Origin of the sequence: Ralstonia sp. NFACC01 (assembly GCF_900115545.1) — a bacterium.
GTDB classification, from domain to species: domain Bacteria; phylum Pseudomonadota; class Gammaproteobacteria; order Burkholderiales; family Burkholderiaceae; genus Ralstonia; species Ralstonia mojiangensis.
In genome coordinates, this window is sequence record NZ_FOWV01000002.1 from 710144 (window position 1) to 725134 (window position 14991).

The 14991-nt window shown below is 62.7% G+C and carries 15 protein-coding genes; 11 read left to right on the top strand and 4 right to left on the bottom strand.

The features are described 5' to 3' along the window. The 8 genes from BM136_RS07895 (at position 1) to BM136_RS07930 (ending at position 9602) form a co-directional block, all read left to right on the top strand. Complete coding sequence (locus tag BM136_RS07895) at positions 1–804, top strand: SDR family oxidoreductase (protein ID WP_092971310.1); 804 nt, start codon at positions 1–3, stop codon at positions 802–804. Beyond that, positions 797–2524, top strand: coding sequence for a thiamine pyrophosphate-binding protein (locus BM136_RS07900; RefSeq protein ID WP_092971311.1), 1728 nt, complete (start codon positions 797–799; stop codon positions 2522–2524). The genes BM136_RS07895 and BM136_RS07900 overlap by 8 nt, the downstream gene beginning before the upstream one ends. A gap of 32 nt (positions 2525–2556) precedes the next feature. Continuing rightward, a complete protein-coding gene (locus BM136_RS07905; RefSeq protein ID WP_092971312.1) occupies positions 2557–3360 on the top strand; it encodes an aspartate dehydrogenase in 804 nt (267 codons plus the stop codon). Positions 3361–3376: 16 nt separating this feature from the next. Then, a complete protein-coding gene (locus BM136_RS07910; RefSeq protein WP_092971313.1) occupies positions 3377–4879 on the top strand; it encodes an aldehyde dehydrogenase in 1503 nt (500 codons plus the stop codon). 35 nt (positions 4880–4914) lie between these two features. Beyond that, positions 4915–5877: a VOC family protein gene (locus BM136_RS07915; RefSeq protein WP_092971314.1), complete on the top strand. Its 963-nt coding sequence runs from the start codon at positions 4915–4917 to the stop codon at positions 5875–5877. Between the two features lie 21 nt (positions 5878–5898). Continuing rightward, entirely contained in the window at positions 5899–6849 is a 951-nt protein-coding gene (locus tag BM136_RS07920; RefSeq protein ID WP_092971315.1) for a PDR/VanB family oxidoreductase, read from the top strand. 177 nt (positions 6850–7026) lie between these two features. Further along, on the top strand, positions 7027–8127 hold the full coding sequence (locus BM136_RS07925; RefSeq protein WP_092971316.1) for a porin: 1101 nt from the start codon (positions 7027–7029) through the stop codon (positions 8125–8127). A gap of 71 nt (positions 8128–8198) precedes the next feature. Beyond that, on the top strand, positions 8199–9602 hold the full coding sequence (locus BM136_RS07930; RefSeq protein WP_092971317.1) for an MFS transporter: 1404 nt from the start codon (positions 8199–8201) through the stop codon (positions 9600–9602). A gap of 66 nt (positions 9603–9668) precedes the next feature. Here BM136_RS07930 and BM136_RS07935 read toward each other — a convergent pair whose 3' ends face one another. Then, complete coding sequence (locus tag BM136_RS07935) at positions 9669–10547, bottom strand: 2-hydroxy-3-oxopropionate reductase (RefSeq protein ID WP_092971318.1); 879 nt, start codon at positions 10545–10547, stop codon at positions 9669–9671. Between the two features lie 301 nt (positions 10548–10848). On the opposite strand from BM136_RS07935, the gene BM136_RS25680 reads away from it, so the two are divergent. Continuing rightward, positions 10849–10980, top strand: coding sequence for a hypothetical protein (locus tag BM136_RS25680; RefSeq protein ID WP_302848162.1), 132 nt, complete (start codon positions 10849–10851; stop codon positions 10978–10980). Here BM136_RS25680 and BM136_RS07940 read toward each other — a convergent pair whose 3' ends face one another. Further along, positions 10981–11499, bottom strand: coding sequence for a cupin domain-containing protein (locus BM136_RS07940; RefSeq protein WP_092971319.1), 519 nt, complete (start codon positions 11497–11499; stop codon positions 10981–10983). A gap of 17 nt (positions 11500–11516) precedes the next feature. After that, positions 11517–12722 (bottom strand): sterol desaturase family protein, encoded by a 1206-nt coding sequence (locus tag BM136_RS07945; RefSeq protein ID WP_092971320.1) that lies wholly within the window; start codon positions 12720–12722, stop codon positions 11517–11519. Between the two features lie 300 nt (positions 12723–13022). On the opposite strand from BM136_RS07945, the gene BM136_RS07950 reads away from it, so the two are divergent. Both BM136_RS07950 and BM136_RS07955 read left to right on the top strand, forming a co-directional pair. Further along, positions 13023–13595, top strand: a complete 573-nt coding sequence (locus BM136_RS07950) for a DUF4337 domain-containing protein (protein ID WP_092971321.1) — start codon at positions 13023–13025, stop codon at positions 13593–13595. A gap of 109 nt (positions 13596–13704) precedes the next feature. Continuing rightward, positions 13705–14424, top strand: a complete 720-nt coding sequence (locus tag BM136_RS07955; protein ID WP_092971322.1) for a hypothetical protein — start codon at positions 13705–13707, stop codon at positions 14422–14424. A 196-nt stretch (positions 14425–14620) separates the two neighbouring features. Here BM136_RS07955 and BM136_RS25505 read toward each other — a convergent pair. Then, a partial coding sequence (locus BM136_RS25505) for a hypothetical protein (protein WP_217649349.1) occupies positions 14621–14991 on the bottom strand: 371 nt, incomplete at its 5' end.

Sequence of the window (14991 nt, forward strand, 5' to 3'; positions counted from 1 at the left end):
ATGCCGATGATCGACCTGACCGGCAAGACCGCCGTTGTGACCGGAGGCTCCTCCGGCATCGGCCTGGCCACCGTTGAACTGCTGCTGGAAGCCGGCGCCGCCGTGGCGCTGTGCGGCCGCAATGCCGAACGTCTCGCGCAAGCCGAACAAGGCCTGCGCAGCCGCTTCCCGAACGCTAGGCTGTTTGCCGCAACGTGCGACGTGCTCGACGCCGCGCAGATGGCAGCGTTTGCCGATGCGGTGGAGCAAGCGCTCGGCCCCGTCGACATGCTGGTCAACAACGCGGGCCAAGGCCGTGTCTCGACGTTTGCCGATACCGACGATGCCGCGTGGACGCAGGAGCTGCATCTCAAGTTCTTCTCCGTGATTCATCCCACGCGCGCTTTCATGCCGCAACTCGAGCGCTCGGCGCACGGCGCGATCGTCTGCGTGAATTCGCTGCTCGCGCAGCAGCCCGAGCCGCACATGGTGGCCACCTCTGCCGCGCGTGCGGGTGTGCTCAATCTTGTGCGTTCGATGGCAACCGAATTTGCACCGAAGGGCGTGCGCGTCAACGGCATCCTGATCGGCCTGGTGGAGTCCGGCCAATGGCGCCGCCGCTTCGAGGCTCGACCCGAAGAAGATCGCCATCTCGACTGGGCCGCGTGGACGCGCCGCTTGGCCGCACAAAAACATATTCCCCTTGGACGCCTGGGTCTGCCCGAAGAAGCAGCCCGCGCCATTCTGTTCCTTGCCTCGCCGTTGTCTTCGTACACCACGGGCAGCCACATCGATATCTCCGGAGGACACTCCCGTCATGCTTAATAGACAACAACAGGAACAACGGCTGGTCACGGTGGGCCACGCGATTGCAGCCTTCCTGGAGGCTTGCGAGGTCAAGGCCGCCTTTGGCGTTATCTCGATCCACAACATGCCCATCCTCGATGCGATGGGCGAGCGCGGCAATATCCGCTTCGTCATGGCGCGCGGTGAAGCCGGCGGCGCCAACATGGCCGACGCTTATGCCCGTACCACAGGTGGCCTGGGCGTCTGCCTAACCAGCACCGGCACCGCGGCCGGCAACGCGGCGGGCGCAATGGTCGAAGCCCTGACCGCCGGCACGCCGCTGCTGCACATCACGGGCCAGATCGAAACGCCGTACCTGGACCAGAGCCTTGCCTACATCCACGAAGCGCCGGATCAGCTCACGATGCTCAAGGCCGTTTCCAAGGCGGCCTTCCGCGTGCGCAGTGCCGACACGGCCATCAGTACGATGAAGCTGGCCGTGCAGACCGCGCTGACTGCACCGGCTGGCCCGGTGAGCGTGGAGATCCCCATCGATATTCAAGCCGCGCTGATCCCGATGCCGGACGATCTGCGCCCGCTGCAGGTGCCGCAGCATGTGCCGTCGGCCCACGCGCTGGACGAACTCGCTGAGCGCCTGTCGCGCGCGCGCCGTCCGATGCTGTGGCTCGGAGGTGGTGCCCGCCACGCTGCGAAGCAGGTCAAGCGCCTGATGGATCTGGGCTTTGGCGTGGTCACCAGCACGCAGGGCCGCGGCATCGTGCCGGAGGATGATCCGCGTTCGCTGGGCGCCTTCAACCTGCACAAGCCGGTCGAAGCGTTCTATCAGACGTGCGATGCGATGGTCGTGGTCGGCTCGCGCCTGCGCGGCAACGAAACGCTTAAGTACGAACTGAAACTGCCGCGCCCGCTGTACCGCATTGATGCAGATGCATCAGCAGAAGGCCGTTGCTACGCCAGCGACTATTTCGTATGCGGCGATTCGGCCCTCGCGCTGGAGGGCCTGGCGGATCGGCTCGAAAAGAAGATGCAAATCGATGCGGCATTCGCCGGCGACCTGCGCGCCGCCCACGAGACGGCGGTGCACGGGCTGATCGATGGCCTCGGCCCGTACGCAAAGCTGGTGGATGCGTTGCAAGCCGCGGTGGGTCGTGAGTTCAACTGGGTGCGCGACGTGACGGTGTCGAACAGCACGTGGGGCAATCGTCAGCTGCGTATTTTTGATTCGCGTGCTGGCGTCCATGCGCTGGGTGGTGGCATCGGACAAGGTTTGGCGATGGGCATTGGCGCGGCCATCGGCTCGGCCGCCACCGGCTCGGGCAAGACCACGTTCTGCCTGGCCGGCGATGGCGGCTTCATCCTGAACCTTGGTGAATTGGCGACTGCGGTGCAGGAGCGCGCCAACCTCGTCATCGTGCTGATGAACGACAAGGGCTACGGCGTCATCAAGAACATTCAGGACGCGCAGTACGGCGGCCGCCGCCATTACGTGGATCTGCACACGCCGGACTACACGGCGCTCGCGCAGTCGCTGCAACTGCGTCATCGCCGCGTCTCGGATCTGGCAGACGTGAGCAGCGCGCTGAAAGAAGCCACCAGCGGCGAAGGCCCGTTCCTGATGGAGATCGACATGCTTTCCATCGGCAGCTTCAAGACGATCTTTGCAGGCCCGCCGGTCAACCAGCAGGCCAAGGACGGCCAGGGCGAGCGCGCAGCCGAGCGCACGACGGTGGTGGCGTGAACCTGCAACCGAGCCAATTGAAGGAGCCGGACATGCTGCATGTATCGATGGTCGGGTGCGGAGCGATCGGGCGGGGCGTGCTGGAACTGCTCAAGAGCGATCCGGATGTGTGCTTTGACGCCGTGATCGTGCCCGAGCACGCGATGGACAAGGCGCGCGAGGCCATCGCCCCGTTCGCACCGAATGCGCGCGTCACGACGCATCTGTCGGCCGACGCGCATCCTGATCTGCTCGTCGAATGCGCTGGCCATGATGCGCTTGAAGAGCATGTGTTGCCGGCGTTGGAGCAGGGCATTGATTGCCTGGTGGTATCGGTGGGTGCGTTGTCCGAACCTGGTGTAGCCGAACGGCTCGAGGCAGCGGCCCGGCGTGGCAACGCGCAAGTGCAGTTGCTGTCGGGCGCCATTGGCGCCATCGATGCACTGGCCGCTGCGCGTGTCGGGGGGCTGGATGCCGTGATCTACACCGGCCGCAAACCGCCGCGTGCCTGGAAGGACACGCCGGCCGAGCAGCAGTTCGACCTCGATGCGCTGCGCGAGCCGACCGTGATCTTCGAAGGCAACGCCCGTGAAGCTGCGCGTCTGTTCCCGAAAAACGCCAACGTGGCGGCCACGCTGTCGCTGGCGGGCCTCGGGCTTGAGCACACGCACGTCAAGCTGCTGGCCGATCCAACGGTGGACGAGAACATCCATCACGTCGAAGCGCGCGGTGCCTTTGGCGGCTTCGAGCTGACGATGCGCGGCAAGCCGCTTGCGGCCAATCCCAAGACTTCTGCGCTGACGGTGTTCAGCGTGGTGCGTGCGCTGGGCAACCGCGCGCACGCCGTTTCGATTTGAGCGAGGCCATTGCGCCATGACTGTTTCCAACCCGAACGCAACCGCAACGTCCGTGTTGCCCATCTGCATTGCCGGCGATTGGCGCCTCGGCACGGGCGAGCGCTATGCCACGCGCTACCCGGCCACGGGTGAAGTCGTTGCAGAACTCAATGCCGCCAGCGTCGCCGATGTGGAAGAGGCCGTGGCGGGCGCCTACCGCGCCTTCCTTTCCAGCGGCTGGGCGCAGCGCAAACCGCACGAGCGCGCCGCCGTTCTGTATCGCGTGGCCGAGCTGATCCGCTCGCGCAGCGAGGCGCTGGCCCAACGCCAGCGCCTGGACAATGGCAAGCCGATCAACGAAACGCGCGCCCTGGTGGCAAGCGCTGCGGCCACGTTCCAGTTCTTCGGTGCCGCATGCGAGACGCTGGAAGAGTCGCTCACGCCTGCGCGTGGTGATTGCCTGACGATGAGCGTGCATGAGCCCATGGGCGTGGTGGCGGCTATCACGCCATGGAATTCGCCAATTGCCAGCGAAGCGCAAAAGATGGCGCCCGCGCTGGCCGCAGGTAACGCCGTCGTCGTCAAGCCGGCCGAAGTCACGCCGCTGATGGCGCTGGAACTTGCCGCCATTTGCGAAGAGGCGGGCGTGCCCAAGGGCATGATCAGCGTGCTGCCGGGCAAGGGCTCTGTCATTGGCGATGCGATCACGAAGCATCCGCTGGTGCGTCGCGTGTCGTTCACGGGCGGCACGAACACCGGCCGCCATATCGCGCACATTGCCGCCGACAAGATGATGCCGGTGTCGCTCGAACTCGGCGGAAAGTCGCCGACGATGGTGTTTGAGGATGCCGACCTCGACCACGCGGTCAACGGGGTGCTGTACGGCATCTTCAGCTCGTCGGGCGAGTCGTGCATCGCAGGGTCGCGCTTGTTTGTGGCGCGTTCCTTGTACGAGCCGTTCATGGATCGCCTGGCCGCTGCCGCAGCACGGCTGCGCGTCGGCAATCCGGCCGATGAATCCACGCAGATGGGCCCGCTGATCACCGATCGCCACCGCGAGACGATTGAGTCGTACGTCGCGATGGGCGTGGAAGACGGTGGCCACCTGCGCACAGGCGGTTTGCGCCCGGCAATCGCCGGCTGCGAGTCGGGCTACTTCTATACGCCGACCATCATCGAAGGCCTCACCAACAGCGCACGCATTTGCCAGGAAGAGATCTTCGGCCCCGTGCTCGTTGCCATGCCGTTCGACGATGAAGACGAACTGATCGAACAAGCCAACGACAGCGTGTACGCACTGGCCGCCGGCATCTGGACGCGCGACTACAAGCGCGCATGGCGCGTCGGCCGCGCGGTGCAGGCCGGCAACGTGTGGATCAACACATACAAGCAGTTCTCGATCTCGACGCCGTTTGGCGGCTGGCGCGACAGCGGCCTAGGCCGCGAGAAGGGCCGTCTCGGCATCCTGCAATACATGGAGCAAAAGAGCCTCTACTGGGGCTTGAACGAACAACCGCTGGCCTGGGCCAACGCCAACTGAAGCCGAAGCAACCGCCTGGACCACAGGAGATGAAGATGAACACGATTCGAGGCATCGACGAAATTGTCTACGGTGCCGACGACCTCGGTGCCTGCAAGCAGTTCTTCCTGGATTGGGGCCTCGCCCTGCAATCGGAAGACGCCAGCGGCCTGCTGTTCGAAACGCTCAACGGCTGCCGAGTGCGCGTCAAGCGCAGCGACGATGCCACGCTGCCGCCGGCCATGGAAGCCGGCCCGACGCTGCGCGAGGTGATCTGGGGCACCGATTCGCAGGCTGTGCTCGATCGCCTCGTCGACACGCTGGCTGACCAGCCCGGCTATGTGCATGCCGACGGCCGCGTTGGTTGCACCGACCCGAACGGCTTGGCAGTGCGTGTGCAACTGACCACCAAGCGCGATGTCGACGTGCAATGCGCTGCCATGAACACGTGGACGGACAAACCGCGCCGCAACCAACCGAGCCCGATCTACGAGCGTGCTACGCCCATCGAAGTCGGCCACGTGGTCTTCTTCGTCAAGGACGTGGTGGCCACGGAGCGCTTCTATGTCGACAAGCTCGGCTTTGTGCCGTCCGACCACTACCCGGGTCGCGGGGCGTTCCTGCGCTGCGAGCCCGAAGGCGGCCATCACGACCTGTTCCTGCTGCAGACGCCGCAGGCAAAGAGCGGGCTCAACCACGTGGCTTTCACCGTGCGCGACATCCATGAAGTGTTCGGTGGCGGCATGCATGTGTCGCGCTGTGGGTGGGATACGCAGCTGGGCCCGGGCCGTCACCCGATTTCGTCGGCGTACTTCTGGTACTTCAAAAACCCGGCGGGCGGCCTGATCGAGTACTACGCCGATGAAGACCAGCTCGACGCCGACTGGCAGCCGCGCGATTTCGAGCCCGGCCCGACCGTGTTCGCCGAATGGGCCATCGACGGCGGCATTGACGGCAACACACGCCGGCAGAAGAACGTCGCCGGCCCCGAAGGCAAGTTCCTGACGGAAAAGCGCTGAAACGTTGCAGAGAGACGTGCTATGAATTCCCCCCTCAACCTGCGCGTGCATGCCATGCGCTACGAAGCCCAAGGCATCGTGAGCGTGGAGCTGCGCGATGTCGACGGCAAGCCTTTGCCCGAGTACGCACCGGGCGCGCATATCGAACTGCATCTCGGCAACGGGCTGGTGCGCAGTTATTCGTTATGCGGCGCGCCAGAGGTGCGTGACCGTTACGTAGTCGGCGTGCTGCTCGACCGCAACAGTCGCGGCGGCTCGCGCTATGTGCACGAGCAGTTACGCGTCGGTTCGACGCTCAAGATCGGCGGCCCACGCAATCACTTCGAGCTGGACGAAACCGCGCCGCGCACCGTGCTGGTTGCAGGTGGCATCGGCGTAACGCCCATCGTCTGCATGGCGCGTCGCCTGGCCGAGCAAGGCAAGACGTTCTCGATGCTGTACTGCGCCCGCTCGCGTGCCGAAGCGGCCTTTGCCGATGAGCTTGCCGCGCATGGCGATGCGGTGCGCTTCCACTTGGATGCTGAAGCAGGCGGCCCGCCCGATCTGAAAGCGCTGCTTGCAGGGCATCCGGCCGATACGCATTTCTATTGCTGCGGCCCTGGCCCGATGCTGCGGGCATTCGAGGCGGCCTGCGAAGCGCTGGGCTACACCAACGTCCATATCGAACGCTTTGCGGCCGACCCCGGTGTGGAATCGGTGCAGGAGGGCGAATACCAAGTCAAGCTCGCGCGCAACGGTGCCGAGTTGTGTGTACCGGCGGGCAAGTCGCTGCTCGACGCGCTGTTGGAGATTGGCGTCGAGGTGGAACACAGCTGCAAGGAAGGCGTGTGCGGCTCGTGCGAAACGCGCGTGCTCGAAGGCGAGCCCGACCACCGTGACAGCGTGCTTTCCAAGAGCGAGCGTGCATCCAACCAGACGATGATGGTTTGCGTATCCGGCTGTAAGGGCAAGCGCCTAGTGATCGATCTGTAAGCGCAAGATGGTTTAGGCGCCGGCCTGACCAGCCGCGCCGTCTTTTTTTTGCGCCGTGTTTTTCTTTTAAACGACGTTTCGCATACGAAACAAAGCAAGAGCCACAACCAGCTCGTCCACCAAGACGGCGATAACAACTGGCGGGGCGGACACCTTGTCCAGTGGAGGAAACTGCAAATGAAGACAACTTTGTTCGCCCTTGCGGCGATGAGCCTGGCCGGCACGGCGGCGGCCCAGAGCAACGTGACGCTGTACGGCAGCATTGATGAAGGCGTGGCCTACATCAACAGCCTGAAGAGCGGCGCGTCTAGCGGCTCGGCGCTGCGCATGGACCCCGGCACGATGCAGCCGGACCGTTTCGGCCTGCGCGGCTCGGAAGATCTCGGCGGCGGTACGCAGGCCATCTTCCAGTTGGAATCGGGGTTTCTGGGCGACACCGGCAGCAGCGTGGTTGCGGGCAAGCTGTTCAACCGCACGGCGTGGGTCGGCCTGACGAACGACCGCCTGGGCAACATCCAGCTTGGCCATCAGGCGGACTTCATGTTCGATTACCTCGGCCGCCTGAGCAACGGTTTCCAGCTCACCAACTTCTACCTGTTCCACCCCGGCAACTTCGATAACCTAGCCAACCAGTTCCAGATCGACAACGCTTTGCGTTACGTCTCGCCCATCTTCGGCGGGCTGCAGCTGGGCGGCATGTACGGTTTTGGCGAGGTGCCGGGTTCGCCGTCGAAGAGCCGCAGTTACAGCCTCGGGGCGTACTACACCAATTGCGGTTTCCGAGCCGCCGCGGCCTATACCGCGTCCAATGATCGCGCGCTGGATATTGCTGGTCGCCTGGGGATCACCAACACGCTGGGCACGACGCTGGTGCCGGGCGTGATGACGCCGATGAGTTCGGTCAAGTCGTTCGGTACCGGCGCGCTGTATCAGTTTAGCGGCCTGCCGGTCCAGATCAACGCGGTCTATACGCAAACGCGCATCACCCTGGGCGGCGCCAACGCCCGGGCACAGAACGTCGACCTGGGCACTGCATGGCATTACAGCGCCGCCAACACGCTCAACGTGGGCTATATCTTCAGCAAGTACGAGGGGGCGCGTTGGAACCAGTTCAGCCTGGGCAACGTGTATGCGTTTTCCAAGCGCACGCAGGTGTATGTACAAGGCACGTATCAGCGTGCGTCCGGCGATGCGCGATCTGCCGCTATCAACGGCGTGGGTGTGGCAGCGCAGCGCAACCAGTTGGTTGTCAGCACCGGGGTGCATCACTCGTTCTGACGTCCTGACCCAACGCGCGCCGCTGGGCAGCGACCCGGTGGCGCATCAACTTCCTCCGGAAGGAGCTTCACATGAAGCCAGGTGTTTTGATTGATAGCGGAATTGACCACGATGCGTCGCGGGGCGCGATGAGCCTGGGCAAGATCGTTGCCCGCATCGAGCGGCTCAAGAGCAACGGCATGCATGTGCGTGCGCGTCTGTTGATCGGGCTCGCGACGTTCTTCGATGGTTTTGACGTGATCGTCATCGCGGCCACGCTGCCGCTGCTGATTGCACAGTGGCATCTGACGCCGGCGCAGATTGCGTTTGTGATCGGTGCCCCCGGCATCGGCCAATTGATCGGCGCGTTGGTGTTTCCCATGCTCGCCGAGCGATTCGGCCGCGTGCGCATGATCGGCTATAGCGCGGGCATCATCGGCTTGATGAGCCTGCTGTGTGGCGTGGCGCCCAGTTTTGCCGTGTTTGCAGCGCTGCGTATCGTGCAAGGCGTCGGATTGGGCGGCGAGCTGCCGGTGGCGGCCACGTACATCAACGAAGTCACGCGTGCGCACGGACGCGGGCGCTTCGTGCTGCTCTATGAGGTGGTGTTCCCGATTGGGCTGCTGGTATCCAACGCCTTGGGCGCATGGCTGGTACCGCATTTCGGCTGGGAGGTGATGTACTTTCTCGGTGGTATTCCGCTGGTTCTGTTCTTTACGCTGCCCAAGGCCGTGCCGGAGTCCCCGCGCTGGCTGGCCACCAATGGCCGCATGGCTGAAGCCGACGCTGCGCAGGCTCGCTTTGAAGCCAAGGCGAAAGAGCCGCTGCCTCCGCTGGGCGATACCTCGGCCTTCGAGCAGATGTCGCACCGCCACCCGAAGCGCGGCATGCGCGATCTGTTCGGCCCCGTGTATATCAAGCGCACCGTGGTCGTGGCCATGCTGTGGGCGACGTGCGGTTTCATCCAGTATGGACTGTCGACATGGTTGCCGACGGTCTACAAGACGATCTATCACGCGCCGCTGCAACTGGCGCTCAACTTGGCGGCGGTCGCTTCAGTGCTGGGTGTGATCGGCTCGTTGGTCTGCGCGATGATCGTCGACAAGGTGGGCCGCAAGCCGGTGATGGTGGTGTCGTTCGTGCTGTGCGGCGTGTCGCTGGCGCTGGCTGGGCTGCTGCACGAGCAATCGCTTTATGTGGTGGCGGGGTTGTGCTCGTTGGCGTTGGGGTTGATGGCGTGCGGCTTCATCACCGCATATGTCTATACGCCGGAGCTTTATCCGACCAACATCCGCGCGATCGGTTGCGGCATGGGCGGCGCGTGGCTGAAGATTGCCGCCATCTTTTCACCGATGCTGATCGGTTCGACCATCGGCTCGGGCAACGTCAGCAATGCGTTCCTGCTGCTGGCATTGGTCCCCATACTGGCCGCGATCACCATCTACTTCCTCGGCATCGAGACCAAAGGGAAAGTGCTCGAACAACTTGAGCTGTAAGCCGATGCCGTCGACGGTCGTAAAACGGGTGGGTTGCGCGCGTGGGCACGCCCCCCCCCGTTTGCTTCAGGCAATGGTGTGATCCGCCATCAGTTCCAGTGCGCGAACCATGGCAGAGTGGTCCCATGCCTTGCCGCCGTTAGCGGCGCACACGTTGAAAAGCTGCTGTGCAGCGGCGGTGTTCGGCAGGGCGATGCCGAGCTTGCGAGCGCCTTCCAACGCCAGGTTCAGATCCTTCTGGTGCAGCTCGATGCGAAAGCCCGGGTCAAACGTCCGCTTGATCATGCGTTCGCCATGCACTTCGAGAATGCGCGAGGAGGCAAAGCCCCCCATCAACGCCTCGCGCACCCGTGCCGGATCGGCCCCTGCCTTGGATGCGAACAGCAGCGCTTCGCCTACCGCCTCGATGGTCAATGCCACGATGATCTGGTTGGCCACCTTGCATGTTTGCCCAGCACCGGAGTCGCCCACGTGCGTGATGTTTTTGCCCATCAAGGCGAACAGCGGTCTGGCACGCTCGAACGCGGCTTCTTTTCCGCCAACCATGATCGTGAGCGTCGCATCGCGCGCGCCGACTTCACCGCCTGAAACGGGCGCATCGAGGTAATCCGCGCCCAGCGCCTCGACGCGCTTGGCAAAGGCCTGCGTTTCAATCGGCGAGATCGAACTCATGTCGATGAAGAGCTTGCCTGCAGCCAAGCCCTGCGCAACACCCTCTTCGCCAAACAGCACATCGGCTACGTCCGGCGTGTCCGGCACCATGGCGATGACGATGTCCGCGGCTTGCGCCACCGCCGTTGAGCTGGCGACAACCGTGGTGCGCGACCGCAGATCTTCCGGCACAGAATGCTTGCCGCTGACGATCAGTGTGTGGTCGCCCTTGAGCAGGTTGCGCGCCATGTGAGCGCCCATGATGCCAAGACCGATGAATCCGATGGTAGCCATGATGTTCTTCCGAAGGCGTCTGTGTGATGTGGATGGGGAGCGTGCGTCACGCCACAGCGCGTCTCACAAGCGTAGATCGACGGACCGGTGAAGACTAGCCGGCGCCGTCATGCTGTGCGCTCCAAGATGCATTAGAGCTGCGCCCAACGGGCGTTTGCGACGCGCGATGCCCATACGGAGACGAGATCCGGAAATAAGGGCCGAGAAGCGTCATTGCTCGTGCAATGGTTTGGGGGCCCCCTCTCATAGACTGAAAACGTGCCGATAAGACAGCTATCGGGCAGGCAGAGAGGGAGGGAATATGTCCACCACAGCCACCACAGCAGCCAACTGGATCGTCGTCCTGACATGCGCGTACATGGAGTACAGCACGTGGCGGGGTGTAAACGTCTACCGCCGCACGGTCGGCTATGAAAGCGTGGTGTGGTGCTGACTAACCTACCGCAGGCTTGGGCAGCAACCTTCGGATGAGATCGCCATGTGCCGAGTACTTTGCCAGCAGCGCGCCATCGTCGGCCAGTTCGAACTCGCTGAACTCGAACCCCGGCGCAACGGTGCAGCCGACCAGCGCATAGCCATGTTCACCCGGCACGCGCTCGGCCGCAAACCAGCAGCCCGCCGGAACCACCGCCTGGTACACCGCCATCGCGTCGTGGGCCGCATGGCCCAGACGATGCGTGCTCACCGTACCGTCGTTCTCCAACACATGCACATTGAGTGAGTCCCCCGCATGGAAGTGCCACAACTCGTCCGACTGGATCCGATGCCAGGCGGAATATGCATCATCCGCCAAGAGGTAATAGATGGCGGTGGCAGCCGCACGTTCGACGGGCGGGATGCCTCGCTGGATGCGTTCCTCACTGCGATAGGTTTCGCGATAGAAGCCGCCTTCCGGGTGCGGTTCGAGACCGAGGCGGGCAATGAGGTGCTGAGCAGCGGCGGTGAGCGGCATGATGAAAAACCTTCGACTCAGTTCTGCTGACGGCGGAACGGAAAGCGCTGCTGGTTGACGAAGCCGTCGGGCATGTAATCACCCACTACGCCGTACTTCTCCGGGAAGGCCTTCTTCGATTTCACTGCGGTACCGAACAGGTAGTCGATGAAGGCGAAGTGCGCGGCGTAGTTCTTGTCGATCGCTTCGTCTTCCGACGAGTGATGCCAATGATGGAAATCCGGCGTCACGAAGATGTACTTCAACGGCCCCCACGGCAAATGCACATTGGCGTGATTGAACACCGCCTGGAAGCCCACGATGATGATGTAGACATCGACCACGGCCTTGTCGAAACCCAGCACGAACAGCGGCCCTAGCACTGCCACCCGGGTGACGACCAGTTCAAGAATGTGCTGACGCGAGCCGGCCAGCCAATCCATTGTCTTCACGCTGTGATGCACCGCATGGAAGCGCCAGAGGAACGGCACCTCGTGATATGCGCGGTGCGTGACGTACTCCATCAGGTCTGCCACCAGCATGCACAGCAGCAACTGCGGAATGAACCAGATGTGCTGCACCATTTGCTGGAAGTCCGCATGCACCATCCACCCGAACACGCGGTGGATCAGGAAGTTCACCACCAGCAGCACCAGCCCCACGATGAAGTGATTCACCGCAAAGTGCACCATATCGGTCTGCCATTCGGCGCGGAACACCGGCTGCTTCTTGTAGAGCGGGAATAGCTTCTCAAGCAGCACAAAGATCGCCGTCGAGCCGAGCAGGTCGAGAATGAACCAGTCCATGCCGATGTACGGCGTGTGATCCGGAAAATCACCCACCGGCACGCGCGAGCCGCCCAGCGCAACGGCAATCACCACAAACAGGAATGCCAGGCCGTTCAGGCGACGGCGGTTATCCAGCACGATATTCGCCAGCGATAACCCGCCTGAGATCAACAGAGAGACAAACAGAATCTGCCGAATTACGTCCACCGAATACGCACGCCGTAATTCGGGTGTTGTCAGATATTGCGGAAAGTGAAACGCCAACACGCCCAGCAAGCACAGAAAGCCCAGCACCAACGCCAGGATGGTGCCGATCATACCCCGGCCGAACTTCAGGCCGCCGTTGGCATGCAGCAGCGCATTGGCATCGCGGATCGTCGCGTCGGCCACGCGGACGATGGCGGGGTGGTGTTCCTCTTCGGGCAATGGCGCCAAAGGCTTTTGGGACGCATCCATGGGTGTGACTCGCAGTATTGTTTTGTTTTATTAACAATGCAATTGCCGAGCCGAATATTGGCTCGGGTTCGCATTGCAGCGCGATTATACGGACCGGTTTCACGTATTCAACGGTGCAATTCTTCTGCGTATAAATGATTTGCTATTGCTGCTCGCGTGCCCATTGTGTGACAGCGTCAGCAAGCTGCATCTGCACGTTGGATGTGCGCCGCAAGGCGTTGCCTTTCCGCGCAAGGCCATGCATTGTGAGGCCCGCGCCTGAAGGGCGATCGAGGATATAAGACTAGAAGGGGAGCAACCATGTCAGAAGGATTTCACGTGCACGGCGCGCATGATCACGCGCTCGAGCACGCAGCAGAAAGCGGCCACGCCGACAGCTTTGCCGGGCGTATCGCCGTCATGACGGCGATTCTTTCGACGGCCGGCGCCATCTTCGGTTACCAAGGCGGTGCCACGCAAAACGCGGCGCTACTTGCCAAGAATGAAGCCGCCATCCACAAGACCGAGGCAGCCAACCGCTGGGCGTACTACCAAGCCAAAGGTCAGAAGCAAGCCATTGCCGAGCTGACCGCCCAGTTGCCCGGCACCGATCAGGCCGCCGCCAAGCGCGAAGCCCAGCGCTACGCCGCCGAGAAGGAAGACATTCGCCGTCAGGCTGAAGACCAGGAGCGCCTGGCCAAAGAGGCCGACGATGCCAGTGAGCTTGCCGTGCACCATCACCACCGGTGGGCGCAAGCCGTGGCCGCCATCCAGGTGTCGATCGCCCTGGCAGCCATTACGCTGCTTTCCCGCCGGCGCTGGATGCAGGTGCTTTCGTACGGGGTAGGCGCTGTCGGCGGTGTCGTGGCCGTGCTGGCGCTGTTTCACATCTGATTGCGCTACGGCGCCGTCCGTCAGGACGGCGGCGTGTCGATATATACCCAGCCGTCAGAATGGCGCGCTTGCAGGAGGCATCCCGCCTCCATGAATCAGGAATGAACAGATGACACGTGGAATGTGGATGCGGCACACATTGATGATCGCAGGCTTGTTGGCCAGCGCATGGGCCATGGCGGCCGGCCCGGCCGTCGAGTCGGGCGAGTATGTCTACATCCTGGGCGGCAGCGCGAGCGGCACGATGACGGTCAAGGGCAGCAGCTTCAACATCACGACGATTGGCGGCAACTGCCACACGTGCGCGATCGAAGGCACATTCCGTGGCCGCGTTGGCGTCGACAAGGATGAAAGCACGTGCCGCATCGCCGTGTCAGGTAATAAGGATGCGCTCAAGCTGGATTCCTCCGCCACCGCCGAGGCCTGCCGAGGTTTCTGCGGCATGCGCGCCATGTTTGATGGCGACTACCGCCGCGCGCCCGCCGCCTGCACCGACCGCCAGCGACAAGCCCGCATCGGCCAGGCCCACAAGCAATATGCCGCCAAGGACTACGACGCAGCACGCACAACGCTGCGTTCGCTGCTTTCCGAGTGCGATCTCTTCATGGACTGGATTGAGCGCGACAAGGCCCGCAGTGATCTTGCCGTAACTGAATACCATCGTGGTGACAACGCCCAATGCCTAGCCGTGCTGTCCGAGACGATTGCCGTCAAAGCTCAGAAGGACGCATCACTGTTCCTGCCGCCGTGCGACGCTGACAACTACGCATCGACCAGCAAGGCGATTCTCTACAACCAGGGGCTATGCAAGGCGCCGATCAAGCATTGATGCCAATGGCTTCTCTATAAGTAAGAAGGGCGTTCCGGGACCAATGGCCTGCATCCCTGTCGCTGGCAGGCCGGGCGAGGCGTGCAGCACCGCTCCAACCTCGCCGTAACAGGGCCTCATCGCGCAGTAGGCGGGTGCTCAACGAGTTTTTTTTGCGAGCAGCTCACAAAAAGCTTGCCAGTCGCGCATCCGCACATTAGTATTCGCCCCTCGCTACAAACGACAGCGCCGAAACGAAAGCGACGGCGGGGTGGTTGAGGCGGTGGAGAAGTAGTGGTGGAGCGGGTTTGCGGTCGATTGAGTGGTTGGTGATTGGCTGGAAATTCAGGAGTAGTTGGCGGCGAGTTGATGATAAAAATTCTTCGACGAGTTGTTGACAGCGACGAAAAAGCTCTGCATAATCTCGTTTCTCTGCTGCAGACAACGCAGCGACGCGGTGAACAAAGTTGATCGCGAAGTTCTTTAACAAGCAAACAGCCGATAAGTGTGGGCGCTTAATACTGGGTGCGGCGGATTTCGATTCGCTAGCTAACAAGTAATGAAGTGCTCGCACAGAAGTAAGGTTTG